Genomic DNA, 21,871 nt, shown 5'->3' with positions numbered 1-21,871 from the left:
GTGCGCGGCATCCCGGATCTCGTCGGCCTCCGTAACCTCCGTGCGGGGCTCAGCGGTTGAGGAACTTCCAGGCCGTCGGCAGTACGCCCATCGCCAGGGCCGCCTTCAGGGCGTCGCCGAGCAGGAACGGCGTGAGGCCGGCGGCGATCGCCGCGCTCGCGCTCATGCCGGCGGCCAGGGCGAGGTACGGGACGCCGATCGCGTAGATGATCGCCTCACCGAGCAGCATCGTGCCCGCCATGCGGAGCATCGAGCGGTCGGCGCCGCGGCGGGCCAGGGCGCCCACGGCGGCGGACGCGAGCAGCATGCCGAGGATGTAACCGAAGGACACCGACGTGCCCGAGCCGCCCTCCGCGAACCACGGCACGCCCGCCAGTCCGGCCAGGGCGTAGACGACGAGGGCGGCGAAACCGCGGCCGGCGCCGAGCGCGGTGCCGACGAGGAGCGCGGCGAAGGTCTGCCCGGTCACCGGCACCGGCGAGCCGGGCACGGGGACGGCGATCTGGGCGGCGATCCCGGTGAGCGCGGCGCCGCCGAGCACGAGCGCGGCGTCCCGGACGCGGGAGGCGGGGAGCAGGTCGGCGAGGACCTGGCCGGGGCGGGCGGGGGCGACGGCGGCGGTTGCCATGGGGACTCCGCGGAGATGTGGGCGGCAGGAGACTTCGTGACGCTATCCCAGCGACCTCGGGCCGATCACCGTCAGCGCCCGACAAAGGGGGTGACGGCGGCTTGGTGGACTCCGGACAAACGATGGGCATTACACCCGGTACGGCGTGACGCCGGTCACTGAGGTGAGGTGGTGTGGGCTACGGAGGTGCGGCGGGCGCGCTCTGTAGGGTTCCGCCAATCCGGCCACAGGCCTGCGCATCCCCGGGGCCGGGCCTGGACGGTGCCTGGCCCGCTTTCGGCCCCGGTTCGACCCTGGTTCGGCGCTCGTTCGGCCCCGGCCCGGACACCTGCCGTCTCGCCCGTCGGTCGCCGTCTGTGCAGCGTCGGCCCGTTTTGCTAGCTTCGAGCGCATGGTCGCCCAGTCCCGGTACTTCTCGTCGCGTCGCTATGTCGACCTGCGACGCGTGGGCACGGCCACCTGTCGCCGCCCCGGGTGAGGCGGCTCCGGCGCGCCTCGCTCCACAGGACTCCCCGAGCCTTCTCGGGTCCCCGAGTCCTCACGAGACGGCGCAGTGTCGGACCAGTTCCCCGAGGATGATCGCCATGCCCCGTGCCGCGGCACCCACCCTTGCCTCCCCCTCCCGTACCTCCCCTTCCCGCCCCTCCTCGTCCCGCGTGCCTCGCGCCGCCGATTCCGACCGGCGCAGGACGAGCGCGAGTGTCGTCCTGCGATCCGTGCTGGAGCACGGGCCGGTGGCGCGCAGCACCATCGCCCGGCTGACCGGGCTGTCACCGGCGTCGGTGACCGACTACTGCGCACGGTTCGCCGAACTCGGCCTGATCCGCGAGGAGTCCGCGCCCCGGCGGTCGAACGGGGTGGGGCGTCCGCATGTGCCCGTCGACGTGGACTCCTCACGGTTCGTGGTCGCCGGCGTGCATGTGGCCGTCTCGTACACCACGGTCGCGCTGCTGGATCTGCGCGGCCGGGTGGTGTCCCAGCGCGAACTGAAGCACGAGCGGACCGATCCGGGATGGGTGCTGGCGCGGGCCGCCGAGGGGCTGCGGACGCTCCTGGACGGCGCCCCCGGCCGCCGGGCCCTCGGTGTCGGCGTGGCCGTCGGCGGGTGGGTGGACCGGGAGTCGGGGACCGTCGTCGAGCACCAGCTGCTGGGCTGGCGGGACGTGCCGGTGCGGGACGTGCTCCGCGCCCGCACCGGACTGCCGGTCCATGTGGACGGGCACGCACGGGCGTTGGTCAACGCGGAGCGGCTGTTCGGGCCGGCGCGGGGCGGTGGGAGTGTGCTGCATCTGTTCGTCGGCAACGTGGTCGACGCGGCGTTCGCGACCAACGACGAGGTGCACCACGGGCCGCGCTCCCAGGCGGGCGCCATCGCGCATCTGCCGGTGCCGGGTGGTACGGAGGCCTGCGACTGCGGGCGTACGGGCTGCCTGCAGGCCGAGTTGAGCGAGCGGACGCTGTGCCGGCGGGCGCGGGAGGCGGGCGTCGTCGTGGGCACGAATCCCATGCATGTGGTCGCGGCGGCGGCCGGGGGTGACGCGGACGCCGTACGGCTGCTGGTGCAGCGGGCAGGTGCCGTGGGGCGGGCCGCGCGGCTGCTGCTCGACGTGCTGAATCCGGAGACGGTGGTCGTGACCGAGGTCGGGGTCATCTACCGCGAGGACTGCCTTGCCGCACTGCGTGAAGGGGTCGGCGCCGACCGCGCGGCCTCTGTCGTGCCGACGAGTTTCCCGGACTCGGTCCTCGCGGTGGCAGGCGGTTCGGTGGCCCTCGACGTGCTGTACCGGGATCCGCTGGCCGCTTCACCTCAGGCTATTTAATTCAGAAACTCCGAATGTTGACAGGGACCACGCATGACCTGGAACATCTTGCTCATGAGCCCTTTCGTGAGCTGTCGCACCCTCTGTTGCTGACACGTCGCCGCTGTTGCTGACACGTTGCCACGTGTGAAGCGCTCATTTCTTCTGAGCTTTCCGCTCTCCCTGAGCCTGTCGCTCTCTCTGCAGTCTCTGCCCGTCTGCCTTCTGCCCTTCTGCGTGAATTCCCTTTCCCGGGCCACGTCGTGTCCGTGTCCTGAATTCCGCATGCGGTCCTGCCTTCCGAACTCACGGAGTCCTCCCATGCCTTCATCTCCCCTGCCGGGTGTCGACCGACGGCTCTTCCTCACCTCCCTGCTCGGCGCAGCGGCCGGTGTCGCCGGGCTGAGCGGCTGCGCGAACAGCAGTGCCGCCGCCGACAGCAAGGGCGCTTCGACCGCCCCGCTCGCCGACAGGATCCCGGCCGGTACGAGCCTGAAGATCTCCTCGTATTCGGGCACCCAGCAACTCCAGTTCAAGCTCGCCAAGTTGGGTGATCTGCCGTTCAAGGTGTCGAGCTGGGAGAACATCTCCGCCGGTCCCGATGTCATCAACGCCTTCCGTTCGAGTTCCCTCGACCTCGCCAACAACGCGGGTATTCCGCCGATCCAGGCGCACTTCCAGGGTTACGACGCGAAAATCGTCGCGATCAACGTCACCCGTAAGCCGAACTATCTCTTCGCCACCAAGCCGGGCAGCGACATCCGGTCGGTCGCGGACTTCAAGGGCAAGAAGCTCGCCTTCTCGCAGGGACAGGCCCAGGGCGTCGTACTCCTGCGGGCACTGCAGAAGGCCGGGCTCGCGTACGACGAGGTCAAGCTCGTCCCGCTGACCAGCAACCAGTTCTTCACCGCCCTGCAGTCGGGCCAGGTGGACGTCGCGCCGCTGGCCATCAGCCAGGCGCCGGCGTACTTCCAGCAGTACGGCGGCAAGGGGGCCCGCAGTATCCCGACGGACGTGGTCGACCTGCTCAGCGTGCTGTGGGCGCCGGTCTCCGTGCTGAACGACTCCGCGAAGGCCGCCGCGATCGCCGCGTACATCCCGTACTGGGCCAAGGGCCTGGTGTGGGCGTACGAGAACCCCGACATCTGGAACGAGGAGTTCTACGTCAAGACGCAGAACCTGACCCTCCCCCAGGCGCAGGCGATCACCAAGCTCGCCAACAAGCCACTGTTCCAGCCGAGTTGGGCCGAGGCGATCAAGTGGGAGCAGGAGACCGCCGATCTGCTCGCGGAGGGCGGCTTCGTGAAGAAGTTCGACGTGAGCTCGCTCTTCGACCACCGCTTCGAGGGCATCGCGGCGAAGTCCGTGGCCGCGGAGTACCGGAGGTGAGCGCCGTGACCACGAGTGCCTCCACCGTCGCCGGTGGCAGTGCCGGTTCCGCTGCCGGTTCCGGTGCAACCGCCGAGGCCACCCCATCCGTCGCGGGCACCGAGGAGAGCGGCTCCCAGGTCCGCAGGCGGCGCCGGCTCTCTCCCGGGAAGCGTCTGCCCGCCGCTCCGCTCGTCGGACCGGCCCTCGTCATCGCCCTGTGGGCCGGCGCCTCCGCCGCCGGACAGCTCGACCCGGCCGCGATCCCGGCGCCCTGGACGGTACTCAAGACCGGCGGCCGTCTGTGGACCGACGGGACCCTGCCGAACGACATCCTGACCTCGTTGCGTCGGGCCGCCTCCGGCTTCACGATCGGGCTGGTCGCGGGCGTCCTCCTTGCCCTGGCCGCCGGTCTCAGCCGGGTCGGCGAGGCGCTGATCGACGGGACGGTCCAGCTCAACCGGGCGATCCCGGCCCTCGGCCTGATCCCGCTGTTCATCCTCTGGCTGGGCATCGGCGAGACGTTCAAGATCGCGATCATCGCCATCGTCGTCTACATCCCGATCTACCTCAACACACATGCCGCGCTGTCCGGCATCGACAGCCGCTTCGTCGAACTCGCCGAGGTGCAGGGCCTGTCGAGGTTCCAGTTCGTCCGGCAGATCGTCGTTCCCGGTGCGCTGCCCGGATTCTTCGTGGGCCTCCGGCTCGGCGTGACCGGCTCCTGGCTCGGCCTGGTCGTCCTGGAGCAGATCAACGCCACCAGCGGACTCGGCTACATGATGTTCCAGGCCCAGAACTACGGCCAGAGCGACGTCATCCTCGTCGGCCTGGTCATCTACGGCATCTTCGGCCTGGTGTCCGACAGCGCGGTCCGTCTCGTCGAACGGAGGGTGCTGTCATGGCGACGCACACTGAGCAACTGACCCGGTCCGCCGTCCGACTCCGGGGCCTGACACGGTCGTTCGCCGGGCGCAAGGTCCTCGACGGTATCGACCTCGACATTCCGGCCGGGCAGTTCACGGCCCTGCTCGGGCACAGCGGCTCCGGCAAGAGCACCTTGCTGCGGGCGGTCGCGGGCCTCGATCACGAGGTCGAGGGAAGTGGTCGACTCACCGCGCCCGAGCGGGTGTCGGTGGTCTTCCAGGACTCGCGACTGCTGCCGTGGCGGCGGGTGCTGGACAACGTACTGCTGGGGACGGACGGCAAGGAGGCTGCCGCGAAGGGCCGGGAGGCGCTCGCGGAGGTGGGCCTGAAGGGTCGGGAACGCGCCTGGCCCAGCGAGTTGTCCGGCGGCGAGGCGCAGCGGGCCGCGCTGGCCCGGTCGTTGGTCCGTGAGCCCGAACTGCTGCTTGCCGACGAGCCGTTCGGCGCTTTGGACGCGCTCACGCGGATCAGGATGCACGGTCTGCTGAGGGAGCTGTGGGAGCGGCACCGGCCGTCCGTTCTCCTCGTCACGCACGACGTGGACGAGGCGGTCGCTCTTGCCGAGCGGGTGCTTGTGCTGGAGGAGGGGCGGATCGGGCTCGATCTGGCGATCGATCGCGAGGCGGCCGCGCGTGGCGAGTACAGGGGGTTGTTGCTTGGCGCGCTGGGTGTGACGGAGGACGTCCGGTGAGCGTCGGTCGCGGTGGCCGTCCTCCGCAGTGACCGTCTGCTGGGGGCTGCCGCCCCCGGGCCCCCGCTTCGGCCCTGAAGGGGCCTCGTCCTCAAGCTCCCCCAGAGGGGGACCCCCAACGGGCTGGAGATGCCCGGGCCCGCGCCGAGAAGCACTTCGGACCAAGAGTCCGCACCGGCATTCGCAAGCAAAGGACACCACACCCATGACCCGCCAACTCCACCTCAACGCCTTCCTCATGACCACCGGACACCACGAAGCCTCGTGGCGGCTCCCCGAGAGTGACCCGTACGCCCATGTCGAGGTGGACCACTACGTGCGGCTCGCCCGGATCGCGGAGCGGGGTACGTTCGACTCGCTGTTCCTGGCCGACAGCCCCCAGCTGTGGGGCAGCGTGGCCCAGCGTCCCGCGGGTGCCCTGGAGCCACTCACCCTGCTGACGGCCCTGGCTACGGCGACCACGCACATCGGTCTGATCGCGACCGCCTCCACGTCCTACAACTCCCCCTACAACCTGGCCCGCAGGTTCGCCTCGCTCGACATCATCAGCGGGGGCCGGGCGGGCTGGAACATCGTCACCACCGCCGGCGCCGAGGCCGCCCGCAACTTCGGTCTCGACGCGGAGCCCGCCCACGCCGAGCGGTACGCCCGGGCCGCCGAGTTCCTCGACGTGGCTCTCAAGCTCTGGGACAGCTGGGAGGACGACGCGATCGTCGCCGACAAGGCGGCCGGCGTCTGGGGAGACGACGCGAAGGTCCATCCGCCCCGGCACCAGGGGACGTACTTCAGCGTCGAGGGCGCCCTCAACGTGCCGCGTTCGCCCCAGGGTTACCCGGTACTGGTGCAGGCCGGGTCGAGCGAGGACGGCAAGGCGTTCGCGTCCCGGTACGCGGAGGCCGTGTTCACCGCCCAGCAGACCATCGAGGACGCGCAGGCCTTCTACGCCGACCTCAAGTCCCGTACGGCGGCGGGCGGTCGCGACCCCGAGCACATCAAGGTGCTGCCCGGCATCGTCCCGGTGCTCGGTTCCACGGAGGCCGAGGCGCTGGCGAACGAGCAGGTCCTGGAGGACCACATCGTGTACGCGCACGGCGTGGGCAACCTGGAGGGCTTGCTCAAACTCCCCGCCGGGACACTGGAGTTGGACGCCCAGCTGCCGACGGATCTGCCGCCCGAGAGCGCGATCGAGGGTGCCAAGAGCCGCTACACGCTCGTCGTCGAACTGGCCCGGCGCGAGCGCCTCACCGTCCGGCAGCTCATCGGGCGGCTGGGCGGCGGGCGCGGGCATCTCACCTTCGCCGGGACGCCCGAGCAGGTCGCCGACGAGATCGAGACCTGGTTCACGCGGGGTGCCGCCGACGGCTTCAACATCATGCCCGCGGTCCTGCCGTCCGGTCTCGAAGCCTTCGTCGACCACGTCGTCCCGATCCTGCGCGCCCGCGGTCTGCTCCGCGGTGAGTACGGGCCGCGCCAGACCCTGCGCGAGAGGTACGGCCTCCCACGCCCCGCGAACCAGTACGTCAGCACCACACCGACCCCCGCCCTCGTCTGACGCCCCCTGAAAGGAACCCGCACATGTCCGGCATCGAAATCCAGAAGGTCACCGCGAACATCGGCGCCCGCGTATCCGGCGTGGACATCTCCAAGCCGCTCGACGAGGAGCAGGTCGCCGCCCTCCGCGAGGCCCTCAACGTCCACAAGGCCCTGGTGTTCGACGACGTGAACCTCGACGACGAGGGCCAGCAGGCCTTCGTCCGCCATTTCGGCGAGCTGACCACCGCCCACCCGACCGTGCCGTCGATCGACGGCGCCGCGAACGTCCTGCCCGTCGACAGCGAGCGGGGCCGCGCCGCCAACCACTGGCACACGGACGTCACCTTCGTCCTCAACCCGCCGCAGGCCAGCACCCTGCGCAGCATCACGGTCCCGCCGTACGGCGGTGAGACCCTGATCGCCAGCTCGGCCGCCGCCTACCGTGATCTGCCGGAGCCCCTGCGGCAGTTGGCCGACAACCTGTGGGCCGAGCACACCAACGACTACGACTACGCGGTGCCGGACGAGGCGCTCGACGAGGAACTGGCCGCCCAGCGCGCGCAGTTCACGTCCATCAACTTCCGCACGGCCCACCCGGTCGTCCGCGTCCACCCGCTGACCGGCGAACGCGGGCTGTTCATCGGCGGGTTCGCGCAGCGGATCGTCGGCCTGTCGGTCACCGAGTCCCGCAAGATCCTGGATCTGCTCCAGGCCTACGTCACCCGCCCGGAGAACATCCTGCGCCACCGCTGGTCGCCGAACCAGCTCGTCCTCTTCGACAACCGCATCACCCAGCACTACGCCATCGACAACTACAACGGCCTGCCGCGCCGTCTGCACCGGGTGACCATCGCCGGTGACATCCCGGTCGGCATCGAGGGCAAGGAGAGCTACTCGATCGCGGGGGACGCCTCGCACTACACCTCTGTCGCCGAGTAGAACGCCCTGCCCCTTCCGCTTCTCCCGGAAAAGACCCTCGTGCGACACACACGAGGGTCTTTTTATTGCTAGCGTGCAGTTGCAACTTATGTGCAATAAGAGGTCGAGGGGGGCCGCATGCCCGTCCACACGCTTCAGTCCCTGCCATGCCGCGCCCAGAACCCACTTCCCCAAGGCCGCCAAGTCCCGCACGAACGTACTGCTGTTGGCACCCTGAGCGGCTGCGGCGACTTTGCCGAACCCGAGCCGGCAGCTGTGAAGTGTCCTGCCTCGTGATCGTCTTCTCACCGAACACGACAGCAGGCGGAATGACGGGCGGCCCCCGCGAGGACATGACTCGCGGGGGCCGCCCCACATCACGCCCGGGGAGCCTTCGAGGGGCTCACTCCCCTTGCTCACAGGGCACGTTGAGGGAGAGCAGCGCGATCGTCCCGTCGGTCATGCGCGTCTCGGTGATCGCCGCGTTGCGCAGCCGGGGGAAGACGCGGCGGTACTCGCCGAGCGGGATGGACAGCAAGGAGCACAGGACCAGCCGGAGCAGGCTGTTGTGGGCGACGACCAGGACCCGCCCGCCGTTGTGCGCGGCGGCGATACGGCGCAGCGCGTCCACGCCCCGGGCCGCCGCCGCCCGGGGATCCTCGGCCTCCGGGAACGGATGGGCCACCGGGTCCGCCCGGAACGCCGCCGCCCGCTCCGGGTCCTCGGCCGCGAACTCGGCGAGCGTACGGCCCTCCAGCACCCCGAAGTCGCATTCGCGCAGGCCCTGTTCGCGGTGCGCGGTGAGGCCGAGGGCGCGGCAAGCGGGGTCCGCGGTGGCGATGGCGCGGGAGAGCGTGGACGTCCAGACCGCGTCGACGGGATGGGCGGCGGCCCAGCGTCCGAGGGCCTGTGCCTGGGCGCGGCCGACGTCGGTGAGCGGTACGTCGCTCACTCCCGCGTAACGGCTTTCGGCGTGCCAGACGGTCTGGCCGTGGCGGGCGAGCAGCAGCGTCGTCGTCGTCGTCGAGGTCATGGGTCCGAAGTATTCCGCTGTGCGCCTCTCCTGCCGCAAGGCGTACGAGGAGCGTCCCGGGCGGATCGACGGAGGCACGCTCACGACTGCGCGGGCGAGCGCGCCCCCATCAATTCAGCGGTTCATCTGTTCATCTGTTCATCTGTTCAGAGAAGGTTGCTGAAGTCCGGGCCGGCCGTCCGCGAGCGCTTGATCTCGTAGAAACCGGGGACCGAGGCGACCAGGAGGGTGCCGTCCCACAGCTTGGCGGCCTCCTCGCCCTGCGGGGCCGGGGTGACGACCGGGCCGAAGAAGGCGATCTGCTCGCCGTCGGCACCGGGGACCGCGATCACCGGGGTGCCGACGTCCTGGCCGACCTTGGTGATGCCCTCCTTGTGGGAGGCGCGCAGCTCGGCGTCGAACTCGAAGTTCTCCTGCTCGGCGTAGTCGATCAGGTCGGCGGGCAGGCCGACGTCCGCGAGGGCGCCGGCGATCGACTCGAGGGTCAGGTCCTCGCCCTTGTTGTGGACGCGCGTGCCGAGAGCCGTGTAAAGCGGGCCGAGGACGTCGGCGCCGTGCTTCTGCGCGGCCGCCGTCACAACCCGCACGCCCAGCCAGGCCTTCACCGCGAGCATCTCGCGGTACTCCTCGGGCAGCTCGTCGAGCTTGTCCTCGTTGAGCACCGCCAGGCTCATGATGTGCCAGTGGACCTCGATGTCACGGACCTTCTCCACCTCCAGGACCCACCGGGAGGTCATCCAGGCCCAGGGACAGAGCGGGTCGAACCAGAAGTCGACAGGGGTCTTGGTCGAGGTCGTCTCGGACATGGGTCTCCTAGGGAAAATTGTGTTTGTCAACAGGGAACGTATCTTCGCCACCGTCGCATTCCCGGGTGCCCGGTGTCAGTGGTGCGTGGCAGGATCGATGCTGGTCGGCCGTACTGATGACAAATCGAGGGAGTGTTCCGTGCCCGGTGAGAATCTGTCCCGCGACGAGGCCCGGGAGCGGGCCGCTCTGCTGTCCGTCGACGGGTACGAGGTGTTCCTCGACGTGCGGTCCGCTCTGGGTGACACAGGTGAGGGGAGTGGTGCGGGCGGGGCCCGGACCTTCCGGTCCGTGACCACCGTCCGGTTCCGGTGCGCCGAGCCCGGTGCCGCCAGTTTCGCGGATCTCATCGCACCCGGTGTGACCGCCGTCTCCCTCAACGGCCGCGATCTCGATCCGGGGGCCGTCTTCGACGGCACGCGCATCCTGCTGGAGGATCTCGCCGCGGACAACGAGCTGGTCGTCGACGCCCAGTGCGCCTACTCCCGCACCGGCGAGGGCCTGCACCGCTTCGTCGACCCCGAGGACGGCGAGGTGTACCTGTACACGCAGTACGAGCCCGCCGACTCCCGCCGCGTCTTCGTCAACTTCGAGCAGCCCGACCTGAAGGCCCCCTTCCGGTTCGAGGTGCGGGCGCCGGAGGAGTGGGTCGCGTGGAGCAACGGCGTCGGGGAACTCGTCGACGGCGTGTGGCGGTTCGCCGAGACCAAGCCGATCTCCACCTACATCACCGCCATCCTCGCGGGGCCGTACCACTACGTCACCGACTCGTACTCCCGTACGTTCGCCGACGGTACGACCCTCGACATCCCCCTCGGCGCGATGTGCCGCAAGGGTCTCGCCCCCCACTTCGACTCCGACGACGTCTTCCTCGTCACCAAGCAGGGGCTGGACTTCTTCCACGACCACTTCGACTACCCGTACCCCTTCGGGAAGTACGACCAGGCGTTCGTGCCCGAGTACAACCTCGGCGCGATGGAGAACCCGGGGCTGGTCACGTTCCGCGAGGAGTTCATCTTCCGGGGGAAGGTGACGCAGGCGGCGTACGAGCGGCGGGCGAACGTCGTCCTGCACGAGATGGCCCACATGTGGTTCGGCGACCTCGTCACCATGGAGTGGTGGGACGACCTGTGGCTCAAGGAGTCCTTCGCCGACTTCATGGGCTCCTTCTCGCTCGTCGAGGCGACCCGTTTCACCAGCGGCTGGGTCACCTTCGCCAACAACCGCAAGGCCTGGGCCTACCGCGCCGACCAGCTCCCCTCCACCCACCCCGTCACGGCCGACATCCGCGACCTGGAGGACGCCAAGCTCAACTTCGACGGCATCACCTACGCCAAGGGCGCCTCCGTACTCAAGCAACTCGTCGCCTACGTGGGGCCGGAGGCGTTCCTCGAAGGCGCGCGGCGGTACTTCAAGCGGCACGCGTACGGCAACACGCGCCTCGGTGATCTGCTGTCCGTGCTGGAGGAGACCAGTGGGCGCGACATGGTGTCCTGGTCGCGGGCCTGGCTGCAGACCGCCGGGGTCAACTCCCTTACCCCTGCGGTGCTGTTGAGCGCGGACGGGCTGATCACCGAGCTTGCCGTGATCCAGGAGGCCGCCGAGTCGCACCCCGAGCTGCGGCCCCACCGGGTGGCCGTCGGCCTCTACCGGCGTTCCGTGGACGGGGTGTTGGAGCGGTACGCGCGTGCCGAGGTCGATGTCGACGGGCCCCGCACGGTCGTCGGTGAGCTGGCCGGGAGCGAGGCCCCCGATCTCGTCCTGGTCAACGACGACGACCTGACGTACTGCAAGATCCGGTTCGACGAGGGCTCGTTGGCGACGCTGCGGGCGCACCTCGGTGAGATCACCGACCCGCTCGCCCGCGCCCTGTGCTGGTCCGCGTTGTGGAACCTGACGCGGGACGCGCTGATGCCGGCCCGGGACTTCGTCGACCTCGTACTGCGGTTCGCGGGGCGCGAGTCGGACATCGGTGTCCTCCAGATGCTGCACGCCTGGGCCGGCTCCGCGCTCACCCACTACGCGGCCCCCGACTGGCGGGCGACCGGCGAACGCCTGCTCGCCGAGGGCGCGTTGACGGAACTCCGGCTCGCCGAACCGGGCAGCCAGCACCAGCTGACGTGGGCCCGCTTCTTCGCGGCCGTAGCGTCGAGCGAGGCAGATCTCCAGCTGCTCCAGGGGTTGTTGGAGGGCACCGCGAAGATCGACGGCCTCGACGTCGACCAGGAGCTGCGCTGGGCGTTCCTGGAGCCGCTGACCTCGCACGGCGTCGCCGACGAGAAGACGGTCGCCGCCGAACTCGCCCGCGACGACACGGCGTCCGGCAAGCGCCACCAGGTCCGCTGTCTCGCCGCCCGCCCCTCGACGGCCGTCAAGGCACAGGCGTGGGCCCAGGTCGTCGAGTCGGACACGCTGTCCAACGCCCTCGTCGAGGCCACCATCTCGGGCTTCGTCCAGGGCTCGCAGCGGGAGCTTCTCGCGCCGTACGCGGAGAAGTACTTCGCGGTGATCGAGCGGACGTGGGCCGACCGATCGATCCAGATCGGGATGGACGTCGTACGCGGCCTGTTCCCGTCCCTCCAGGACTCACCGGAGACCCTGGCGGCGACGGACGCGTGGCTGGCGGACCACACGGACGCCGCACCGGCCCTGCGCCGCCTGGTCCTGGAGTCACGGGACGACCTGGCACGGGCACTGCGGGCACAGGCGTGCGACGGGGTGGCGGCGCGGTAAGGGGCCGCTCCGCGGGGTGACGGGGTGATCCGGTCCCCACCTTCCGGGGCCCATGGCATCCCGTGTGGCGTGTGGCGACTTGTTGGGCGGCGCATCGAATGCCTGCCGGCGAGCTGCCGTCCGGCACCACCTGGGCAGCGGCCGGAGCCTGCGCGGCTGGAAGCCGCCGCGCCCTGCCTGGCGCCGCGCCGCCTGGCCCGGTGGCCCGGTGGCCCGGTGGCCCGGTGGCCCGGTGGCCCGGTGGCCCGGTGGCCCGGTGGCCCGGTGGCCCGGTGGCCCGGTGGCCCGGTGGCCCGGTGGCCCGGTGGCATCGACAGGTGGCGGGGGCGGCGGACGTCGAGTCCGACCCCGCTGCCCCGCCACCCCACCGATCCCACCGATCCCACCGGCTGAGCTGAGTCCGCCAAGCCCGCCGTTACCGAACCCTGGCACTGCACGCCGTAACCCCCGGATGGACCAGCGCCTTTCGGCACTCGAACGCTTGCACTTTAGGGCGAGCTTGTCCTGAATTGTCGACAGGCGTGTAACAGCGGTTAGGGGACGGATCGGACACGGGAAAGCCGGAGTCATGACCCACAACACCCCGCTCTCCCCGAGCACCCGCCCCTTCCGCCACCTGTCGCACGTACAGCGCCGGGTACTGACCGCCGCGCAGCTGCGGGTGCACGGTGTCGCGCTCGCCGAGGCGAACGAGCAGTGCCGGACCGGTGGACCCTGGCAGCAGATCCTGCCGGGTGTGTTCCTGCTGCACCCGGGTCCGCCCACCAGTGAGGAGCGGCTGCACGCGGTACTGCTGTACGCGGCGAAGGAGCGGGCGGCGACGGGGATCCCGGCCCAGCCCGACTCCGAGGAGCCGTACCGGGAGCGCGGCCGTCCGGTATACAGCGAGGCCGTGATCACCGGCCTCGCCGCGCTCGCCCTGCACGGTTTCTCGTCGGCGCCGCCGCTGCTGTCCCTCGACGCCTTCGACGTCCTGGTCCCCCGGCTGCGCCGACTGCGCTCCACGAGCTGCGTGCGCATCGTCCGCTCCTCGTCGCTGCCCACGCCCGAGCTGATCGACGGGCTGCCGGTCGCGCCGGTCGCGCGCGCCCTCGCCGACGCGGTCGCCGGACTCACGGACGCGGGCGCCGTACGCCGGCTGCTGACCGACGCGGTGCGCGGCGGCCACTGTGAACCGGCTTCGGTCGTACGGGAGTTGAACCAGGGCCGACTGCTGAGCAGGCCGCATGTCGTGGACGCCGTCGACTCCCTGCTCGCCGAGGGCCGGGCCATCGCGGAGGACCGGCTGTACCGGATGGTGCGCGAGCACGGCCTCCCGGACCCGGTCTGGAACGTCGATCTGCGTCTGCCCGGTGGCCCGCATCTCGGCGGCCTCGACGCCTACTGGCCCGACCAGGCGGTGGCGGTGGAGCTGGACACGCGCACCCCGCTCCCGGGTCACCGGCAGGAGGACGACGCTCTCTGGTCGGAGTACGCCCGTAAGCGCGAGCATCTGGAGCGGCTGGGCATCACGGTCGTCCACATCACGCCGCGCAAGCTGCGCGAGGCGATCGACCAGCAGGCAACTGTCGTACGTACGGCTCTGATGGCGTCGGGGGACCGCGAGCCGGCGGCGTATGTCGTGGTGCTGCCCCGGTAGTGACGGACCGGGCAGTACCAGGAGGGGAGAGGAGGGGCCGCCGGGCGACCGGGGGCCCCTCCTCATGTGTCCCCGTGATGTGTTCCCGTGCTTCGTCGTGCGGCGCTACCTGGTCCCGCAGTACTCCGCCTCGACGATCTTCACCGGGTCGCCGCTCCAGTCGCCGTTGAAGTTGAAGGCGAGGGAGTGCCTGCCGTCGGCCGCGGTGACCGCCACCGAGCTGGAACCGTGGATGCCGCCGTTGCGGCCCCAGACGGTGACCCCGCAGCTCAGCTCGTTCTCGATGAGCCCGAGGCCGTAACGTCCGTCCACGGCCCCGGCCCCGGCGGCGACGGTCGTCTTCATCTCGGCGAGTTTCTTGGCGGGCAGGACCCTGCCGCGCAGGAGCGCCGAGTAGAAGCGGTTCAGGTCACCGGAGTTGGAGACGATCTCGCCGGCGGAGTTCGCCACCGAGGGGTTGAGTTCGGTGACGTCGTAGATCTTGCCGGTCGTGTTCTCGGCGAGCTGCGAGTAGGCGCGGCCGCTGGGCCGGGGGACGGTGGGGTTCGTACCAGGCATGTACGTGCCGTGCAGCCCGAGGGGCTTGATGACGCGCCGCCGGACCTCGTCGCCGTACGAGTTGCCGGTCACCTTCCCTATGACCATGCCGGCGAGCGTGTAGTTGGTGTTGGAGTAGCTCCAGCTGGTGCCCGGGGCGAACTCGGTCTCGTGAGCCATGGCGATCTTGACGATCTCGTCCGGTGTCCAGGTGCGGGACCGTTTCTGGAAGAAGCCCTCCGGGAGGAAGATCTCGCGCTGGAAAGGCTCGTAACGGCGGTTGCCTCGGCGGTTGCCGCCCGCGGGGCCGTCAGCCCTTCTTCAGCACCAGCTCCACGTTCCGGTCCCCCGCGTCCCCCGACAGGTCCATCCGCGCCCCGGGCGCGTTGAACGACAACTCGCGGTACAGCGCCGCCAGTCCCGTCTGCGACAGGTCCGCGTAGTCCGTCCGGTGCGGGGCCGCCGACTCCACCAGGGTCGTGAACAGCGAGAGCGTGCCGTCCTTGTTGTCCACCAGCTCGATGACACGGGCCAGTTGGGGGAAGTCGATGTGCGAAGCCGTCGAGATCTCCCAGAAGGAGCGGTTGTCCGGGGCCGAGTGCGCGGTGATGACGTTGCGGTGGATGTGGCCGTTCACCCAGGCCAGGACGTTGCTGTGGCTGGCGAGGAGGGCCACGACGGCCGAACCGTCGTAGCGCCGTTCGTCCGGGTGGGCCGGGTCCTGGTGGGTGTTGGTCATCGACTCGCTGGTGTGGTGGCTGAAGACGATGGCGTACGAGCCTGCCTTGGCGTGCTCGCGCAACGTCCGGTCCAGCCAGCGCACTTGGGTCGCGTCGATCGAGCCCTGGTAGTGGCCGCCCGGGTCCGTGGTGTCGATGCTGATGCCGACGACGTCGTCCGAGATGCGGAAGGTGTAGTACTGGGTCCCCGCGTCCAGGTTGGCGGACGAGTAGCCGTGGCCGGCCGGGCCCGCGCCCGCGTACGCCGGGTCCAGGTGTGCCTTCAGATAGTCGGCCCGGGTGAACGGGGCCCTGTTCTCGTCCGGGGTGACCGAGCGCAGGTCTCGCGTGTGGGCCTGGATCAGCTCCCGGAAGCGGATGCCCCTCGGGTCGTCGGAGCTTCTGATCTGGTCCTGGAGCGCCTTGCTGCGCGCTGTCGGCAGATCCATCAGCTTCTTGCCGCCGACCGCGAAGTCGGTGAGGAAGGGGTCGCTCTGGGAGGCGTAGCAGCCGAGGGGGAGGGAGTCGTGGTTGCCGACCGTCGAGTACCAGGGCAGGTTCAGGCCGGGGCTGCGCACCTCCCGTATGGCCGCCGCGAGGAAGCCCTCGATGTGCGGGAAGCCGTCCTGCTTGTCGGAGTCGCGGGTGACGGAGTCCGGCTGCCAGTAGAGCGGGAGGCCGCTGTTCTGGACGCCCTCGTAGTGGCGCGGGTCGCCGGTGTTCGGCGTGATGCGTCCGCCGCTCATCACCTTCATGAACCACTCCAGCTCGGAGTGCGCGTTGTTGTCCGTGTTGTCGCCGGTGGTCATCACGAAGTCGAGTGGAGAGCCGGTGACCGGGGCTCCGCGCAGGGCGTTGATCCGCTCGACCAGCGAGGTCGCGCCCTGCACCGACAGCGCCTCGTGCGGGCGCCAGGCGTGCCGGTCGGCCGAGCGCATGTACTCCAGGCGCAGCGGGTGCTGTACGTCGGTCAGGTGCAGGTCCGTGAACTGGACGAAGGCCGCCATCGTGGTCCGGCGGGCGGCCCGGGCCGAGTTCGGCGACGCCAGATCCGTACGCACCACCCGTCCCCATGCGGGGCCCTCGCCGAGGCGTCGGTAGCCGCCCGTGCCGAGAGGCGCGGAGACGGTGTTGAGCGTGGTGCCCCGGGTGGACGGGGCGAGCGCGGCCGGCACCGCCTGGCGGGGCACGGCCACCGGGCCCTCGGCGGCTGCGGCTTCGGCCACTGTGGCGGCCTGGCTGTCACTGGGCCGCAGCCCGTAGCCGACGCCCGCCGAGACGGCCACCGCCCCGGCCGCGGCGAGTACCGTACGTCGATTGACCTCGTGCGTGGAGCTGACGACAGAGCGTGTGCGCGACATGGCGCGGTCTCCCCGAGTGCGAACGCGTCGGAAGTGGTCACGGGCGATCGCAGTCGCGAACGTCCCGCTCACTCTAAATGCTTGGCACCAGGGATGACCTGCACGTGAACGAGGCAGCAACGCGCGACGCCGATCTCCGTACGTGGATCTTGGGCCCCCCGGCCCGTTCACGACCGCACGGCGAACGGCCCGGAGTCGGTCACTCCGCGTTCATCTACCGGGGTACAACACCGGTCTCGCGGTGTCACGTCCCGGCCTTCGCCGCCCTCCCCGTAGCCGGCCGCTCCAGCCACAGTTCCAGGCCGACGTCCACCATCCGCACCTTCCGCAGGCCCGCCACCGCGCCCAGGTCGTGCCAGGCGGCCAGGTCCGTGGAGCCGTTCGTCTCCGGGCGCAGTTCGCCGCCGGTGATCAGGCCCTCGTAGACCAGCCGTAGGCCCTGGTGGTCCACCGGGCGCCGCCGGCGATGGGGGAAGGTGTGGCGGACGGAGTCGATGCCCAGCAGGCCCGTCACGTCGATGCGGTAGCCCGTCTCCTCCATGAGCTCGCGGCGGACCGTGTCGTACGGGTCCTCGCCGTGCTCCATGCCGCCGCCCGGCAGCACCCACTCATGGCCGCCCCCGTCGGCGGGGCTACGGGCCAGCAGAATCTGTCCGTTGCGGACGACAACGGCGTACGCGGCGACCCTCAGCGTCTTGCGCATATGGGGACGTTAGCGCGCCGGGGCGGCAGTGTTCAGGCGGATTATCCCCGAACGACACCGGGTGCGACATAGGACGGTGAGCGCGAAACACCGCGATTCCGACTCCATCCGACCAAAGCGCATCGCGGGTTTTCCCCACACGTTCATATCTTTTCGGTCAACCATCCCCAAAAATCGGACCCTTGGGTAAAGCTATGTGACGGTCCAGCGTCGGATTCCGGACGCTCTTGACCAAGGTCGATCAACCTGGCCGCCCACAGCACGCTCCTTTACCTACAAGGGATGCCGATGACCCTCACCCCTCAGCGCGCACCGATCTCGGGTGCGAGACGTGTGGCGCGCATAGCCGCTGCCGCCGGACTGGTGGCCGCGCTCTCCGCGGCGGGGCCCATACCCATGGCCTTCTCCGCGGACACGGCGACGGAGGCGGCCCCGGCCGACGGCTCCGTCAAGTCGGCACACGACAAGCTCGGTTCCGACGACGCCGAGCTCCTCTCCGCCGCGAAGGCCGACGGCGACAAGACCGTCACGCTGATGATCGCCACCGCGCCGGGCCAGACCGAGCAGGTCGCCGCGCAGCTGGACGCGGTCCAGGGCGGCCTCGTCGGCCGGACCTTCGACAAGGTCGGCTACGTCCGGGCGACCGTTCCCACCGCGAAGGCGGACGCGGCCATCGCCGCCGCGGCCAAGCTCTCCACGGTGCACGGGATCGACCTCCGCCAGGACATCCCGCTGGACGACCCGACCCCGAGTGCCGACACCGCCTCCGCCGCCTCCCGGGCGAGTGCCACCAAGACCTACGCGGCGCCCGACAAGAACACGCCCGCCGAGAACCCGTACAACCCGTCCTTCGAGACGGGCGCCGTCGACTTCGTGAAGAAGAACCCGAAGGCTGACGGCCGCGGCATCACCATCGGCATCCTCGACTCCGGTATCGACCTGGCGCACCCCGCGCTGCAGAAGACCACCACCGGCGAGCGCAAGATCGTCGACTGGGTGACGTCCACCGACCCGGTCTCCGACGGCGACGGCAGCTGGCTGCGGCAGACGAGGGCGGTCGCCGGTCCGGCCTTCGCCATCACCACGGCCAGCCAGGGCACCGAGAACTTCACGGCGCCCGTCGGCGACTACAAGTTCAGCTACTTCTCCGAGGCCGTCACCGCCGGTGGCGACGAGGCCGGCGACGTCAACCGCGACGGCGACAAGACCGACGTCTGGGGCGTGCTGTACAACGCCGCCGCCGGCACGGTCACCGTCGACGTGAACGACAACCACGACTTCACCGACGACACCCCGATGAAGGCGTACAAGGACGGCTACCAGGTCGGCTACTTCGGGACGGACAACCCGGCGACCGACGTCGTCGAGCGCATCCCGTTCGTCGTCGAGGTCCGCAAGGACGTCGTCTACAACGCGGCCGGCGCGAAGGCCGACTACGCGAACATCGGCATCATCTCGTCCGAGCACGGCACCCACGTCGCCGGTATCACCTCGGCGAACAGCCTGTTCGGCGGCAAGATGAACGGTGCCGCGCCCGGCGCGAAGCTCGTGTCGTCCCGCGCCTGCCTCTTCGCCGCGGGCTGCACCAACGTCGCGCTGACCGAGGGCATGATCGACCTCGTCGTCAACCGTGGCGTCGACATCGTCAACATGTCGATCGGCGGCCTCCCGGCGCTGAACGACGGCAACAACGCGCGCGCCGAGCTGTACACGCGTCTGATCGACACGTACGGCGTCCAGCTCGTGATCTCGGCCGGCAACTCCGGCCCCGGTGCCAACACGATCGGTGACCCCGGTCTGGCCGACAAGGTCATCTCGGTCGGCGCGTCCATCTCCAAGGAGACCTGGGCGTCGAACTACGGCTCGGTCGTGTCGAAGAAGTACGCGATGCTGCCGTTCTCCTCGCGCGGCCCGCGTGAGGACGGCGGCTTCACGCCGACGATCACCGCGCCCGGCGCCTCGATCAACACCACGCAGACCTGGCTGCCCGGCTCTCCGGTCGCCCAGGCCGGTTACACCCTCCCGGCCGGCTACTCGATGCTCCAGGGCACCTCGATGGCATCCCCGCAGGCCGCCGGTGCCTCGGCGCTGCTCCTGTCGGCCGCCAAGGCGAAGGGCATCGCCCTTTCCCCGGCCGACCTCCGCACCGCCCTCACCTCGAACGCCGACCACATCAAGGGTGTGCAGGCGTACGAGGAGGGCGCGGGCCTCATCAACATCGTGGACGCGTGGAAGGCCATCAAGGACGGCGCCACCGCCCACGACTACACGGTCAAGGCCCCGGTCGACACCGCGATCGACTTCGCGCTGAAGACCCCGGGCTTCGGCACCGGCCTGTACGACCGCGAGGGCGGCCTCAAGGCCGGCGTCAAGAAGTCGTACGAGATCACCGTGACGCGTACGTCCGGTCCCGCCAAGGCGATCCGGCACGAGCTGCACTTCGAGAACAACGCCGGTGACACCTTCAGGATCGTCGGCAAGCCCGAGGTCAAGCTGGAGCTGAACAAGCCGGTCACCGTCAAGGTCGCCGCGAAGTCGGCCACCGCCGGCATCAAGAGCGCGATCCTCGAGGTCGACGACCCGAAGACCGAGGGCGTCGACAAGCAGATCCTGACCACGGTCGTGGTCTCGACGCCGCTCAAGTACACGTTCTCCGCGTCGAACTCGGTGCAGCGCAACAGCACCCAGTCCTACTTCCTGACCGTTCCCGAGGGCGCCAAGACCCTCGAGGTCGCGATCAGCGGACTGGCGGCCACCAGCCAGACCCGGTTCATCTCGATCCACCCGTACGGTGTCCCGGTCGAGGACACGGGCACGCCGTACTGCTACAGCAACTACCCGAACACCAACGGCTGCGCGCCCGACGTGCGTTCGTACCCGAACCCGCAGGCCGGTGTCTGGGAGGTCGAGGTCGAGTCGCGTCGTACGTCGCCGCTGCTCGACAACCCGTACAAGCTGGACGCCACCCTCCTGGGCGCGACCTTCGACCCGGACGTCGTGACGGTTCCCGAGGCCAAGGTCGGCACGCCGATCGCCGCTTCCTGGAAGGTGACGAACAACCTCGCCCCGGTCGACGGCAAGCTGGTCGGCGGTCCGCTCGGCTCCTCCCTGACCGCCCGTCCGACCATCGCCACCGGTGAGACCCAGACGACCACGGTCGAGGTGCCCGCGGGCGCCGCCTCCCTGGACGTCGCCATCGGCAACGTCTCGGACACCGCCGCCGACCTCGACCTGGTCGTGTACAACGCGGCCGGCACCGCGGTCGGCACCTCCGCCGACGGCGACTCGGAGGAGGCGGTCTCCATCGCCTCGCCCGCCGCCGGCACGTACACCGTCGAGGTCATCGGCTACGCGATCCCGGCCGGTACGACCGCGTACGACTACCAGGACGTCTTCTACTCGTCCGCCCTGGGCTCCATCCAGGTGTCCGACACCCCGGTGAAGCTCGGCTCGGGCGCCTCGGCGACCGTCTCCGGCAACATCGTCGCCTCGGCCGTCGCGCCGGCGGGCCGTGAGTTCTTCGGCCAGGTGTCCCTGGTGAACGGGCACGGCACGGTCGCCGGTATCGGCAACGTGAAGATCGAGAAGGTCACGCCGTAGCGGTAGGCACGACCACGGGGCGGGCGTCCGGTACCTGGTACCGGGCGCCCGCCCCTTCGCGTCTCACCCGCGGTTCACTCTCGGTCCGCTCCCCGGTTCACTCACACGGGAAGGTGCGTGATTCCGGCAGCGCGGCCGTGATCCAGGCCCGTTGGGCGGCGATCTCCTTCTCGTCGGTGGTCCAGGTGTCGGGGGACCCGGCGCCCGTGGGGATGCCGATCAGGGTGTGGTCGCCCACGGTCAGCCGGGGGTCGACCTCCTGGTCCATCACGAACGTCACCTCGGCCGGTCCCGTGTCCGGCTTGTAGTACCGGGTCACGCGCAGGGCGATCCGGTCCTGGCCGGCGCCCGGTCCGGGGTCGACGGCGGTGACCGTGCCCTCGACGACCAGGCGGGCGCAGGCGAGGTATCCCGCGTGGCTCAGCGCACCCTGGTCGGTCCCGTCCCCGGCGCCCTCGTAGCCGTCCTTCTTCGAGTCGGCCGACGAGGACGTCGCCGAGTCCTCGGACCCGTTCCCGGCCTGCGAGAGAAGCCACCCCGCCCCCGTGAACAGGGTCCCCGCGGCGGTCACGGCGGCGACACCGAGCGCGAGGGTGCGCAGCGGACGCCAGTACGGGCGTGCCCGTACCGGGACCCGGGCCGGTTTCCGCACCGGCCTTCGCACCGCCTCCGCCTCCGATGCCGGCTCCGGGCGTTCCTGTTCCCGCGAGGCCAGCGCGCCCCCGATGAGCCCCAACTGCTCGCGCAGCAGCGCCACATCGGCCGCCGCCGACCAGTGCTCGGCCATGAAGTCGGCGTCCGTGAGGGCCTCTTCGGGCAGTGGATCGTCGGTCAGCGCGGCCATCAACGCGTCCACGCCGTCGTATTCGGCGGCCATG

15 protein-coding genes and 1 pseudogene are annotated in these 21,871 nt (G+C 70.2%); 9 read left to right on the top strand and 7 right to left on the bottom strand.

Going from position 1 to position 21,871, the window contains the following annotated elements; translation table 11 throughout:
• Window positions 1-49 precede the first annotated feature (49 nt).
• Window positions 50-628, bottom strand: a complete 579-nt coding sequence (locus ACW4TU_RS30690) for a biotin transporter BioY (RefSeq protein WP_457418364.1) — start codon at window positions 626-628, stop codon at window positions 50-52.
• A gap of 584 nt (window positions 629-1,212) precedes the next feature.
• Between ACW4TU_RS30690 and ACW4TU_RS30685 the strand changes: the two genes are divergently transcribed.
• The 6 genes from ACW4TU_RS30685 (at window position 1,213) to ACW4TU_RS30660 (ending at window position 7,885) form a co-directional block, all read left to right on the top strand.
• A complete protein-coding gene (locus tag ACW4TU_RS30685; RefSeq protein WP_457418362.1) occupies window positions 1,213-2,448 on the top strand; it encodes an ROK family protein in 1,236 nt (411 codons plus the stop codon).
• Between the two features lie 300 nt (window positions 2,449-2,748).
• The gene (locus ACW4TU_RS30680) at window positions 2,749-3,816 is read left to right on the top strand and encodes an ABC transporter substrate-binding protein (RefSeq protein ID WP_457418360.1); all 1,068 of its coding nucleotides are present in this window, start codon (window positions 2,749-2,751) and stop codon (window positions 3,814-3,816) included.
• Window positions 3,817-3,821: 5 nt separating this feature from the next.
• On the top strand, window positions 3,822-4,721 hold the full coding sequence (locus ACW4TU_RS30675; RefSeq protein WP_457418358.1) for an ABC transporter permease: 900 nt from the start codon (window positions 3,822-3,824) through the stop codon (window positions 4,719-4,721).
• Complete coding sequence (locus ACW4TU_RS30670; protein ID WP_457418356.1) at window positions 4,697-5,413, top strand: ABC transporter ATP-binding protein; 717 nt, start codon at window positions 4,697-4,699, stop codon at window positions 5,411-5,413. Before ACW4TU_RS30675 ends, ACW4TU_RS30670 begins: the two co-directional genes overlap by 25 nt.
• 205 nt (window positions 5,414-5,618) lie before the next feature.
• Window positions 5,619-6,965, top strand: a complete 1,347-nt coding sequence (locus ACW4TU_RS30665) for an LLM class flavin-dependent oxidoreductase (protein WP_457418354.1) — start codon at window positions 5,619-5,621, stop codon at window positions 6,963-6,965.
• 23 nt (window positions 6,966-6,988) lie between these two features.
• Window positions 6,989-7,885 (top strand): TauD/TfdA dioxygenase family protein, encoded by an 897-nt coding sequence (locus tag ACW4TU_RS30660; protein WP_164320706.1) that lies wholly within the window; start codon window positions 6,989-6,991, stop codon window positions 7,883-7,885.
• A 382-nt stretch (window positions 7,886-8,267) separates the two neighbouring features.
• On the opposite strand, the gene ACW4TU_RS30655 is transcribed toward ACW4TU_RS30660, so the two are convergent.
• Window positions 8,268-8,897 (bottom strand): histidine phosphatase family protein, encoded by a 630-nt coding sequence (locus ACW4TU_RS30655; RefSeq protein ID WP_457418352.1) that lies wholly within the window; start codon window positions 8,895-8,897, stop codon window positions 8,268-8,270.
• A 146-nt stretch (window positions 8,898-9,043) separates the two neighbouring features.
• Window positions 9,044-9,703: a mycothiol-dependent nitroreductase Rv2466c family protein gene (locus ACW4TU_RS30650; protein ID WP_457418350.1), complete on the bottom strand. Its 660-nt coding sequence runs from the start codon at window positions 9,701-9,703 to the stop codon at window positions 9,044-9,046.
• A gap of 139 nt (window positions 9,704-9,842) precedes the next feature.
• Here ACW4TU_RS30650 and pepN point away from each other — a divergent pair, with 139 nt between their 5' ends.
• Both pepN and ACW4TU_RS30640 read left to right on the top strand, forming a co-directional pair.
• A complete protein-coding gene (gene pepN / locus ACW4TU_RS30645; protein WP_457418348.1) occupies window positions 9,843-12,434 on the top strand; it encodes an aminopeptidase N in 2,592 nt (863 codons plus the stop codon).
• 568 nt (window positions 12,435-13,002) lie between these two features.
• Entirely contained in the window at window positions 13,003-14,073 is a 1,071-nt protein-coding gene (locus ACW4TU_RS30640) for a hypothetical protein (RefSeq protein WP_457418346.1), read from the top strand.
• Window positions 14,074-14,178: 105 nt separating this feature from the next.
• On the opposite strand, the pseudogene ACW4TU_RS30635 reads toward ACW4TU_RS30640, so the two are convergent.
• From ACW4TU_RS30635 to ACW4TU_RS30625, 3 genes and pseudogenes are all read right to left on the bottom strand, one after another.
• Window positions 14,179-14,880, bottom strand: a pseudogene (locus ACW4TU_RS30635) (serine hydrolase domain-containing protein); the annotation flags it as partial.
• 40 nt (window positions 14,881-14,920) lie between these two features.
• Window positions 14,921-16,690 carry a TIGR03767 family metallophosphoesterase gene (locus ACW4TU_RS30630; RefSeq protein WP_457418344.1) on the bottom strand — a complete coding sequence of 590 codons (1,770 nt, stop codon included), beginning with the start codon at window positions 16,688-16,690 and terminating at the stop codon, window positions 14,921-14,923.
• Window positions 16,691-16,934: 244 nt separating this feature from the next.
• Entirely contained in the window at window positions 16,935-17,393 is a 459-nt protein-coding gene (locus ACW4TU_RS30625) for an NUDIX hydrolase (RefSeq protein WP_457418342.1), read from the bottom strand.
• 288 nt (window positions 17,394-17,681) lie between these two features.
• On the opposite strand from ACW4TU_RS30625, the gene ACW4TU_RS30620 reads away from it, so the two are divergent.
• Window positions 17,682-20,993: a S8 family serine peptidase gene (locus ACW4TU_RS30620; RefSeq protein ID WP_457418340.1), complete on the top strand. Its 3,312-nt coding sequence runs from the start codon at window positions 17,682-17,684 to the stop codon at window positions 20,991-20,993.
• 97 nt (window positions 20,994-21,090) lie between these two features.
• On the opposite strand, the gene ACW4TU_RS30615 is transcribed toward ACW4TU_RS30620, so the two are convergent.
• Window positions 21,091-21,870 (bottom strand): hypothetical protein, encoded by a 780-nt coding sequence (locus tag ACW4TU_RS30615; RefSeq protein ID WP_457418338.1) that lies wholly within the window; start codon window positions 21,868-21,870, stop codon window positions 21,091-21,093.
• Window position 21,871 lies beyond the last annotated feature (1 nt).

Source organism: Streptomyces kryoterrae, from assembly GCF_054072135.1.
This window is presented reverse-complemented; position numbering and strand designations above follow the sequence as displayed.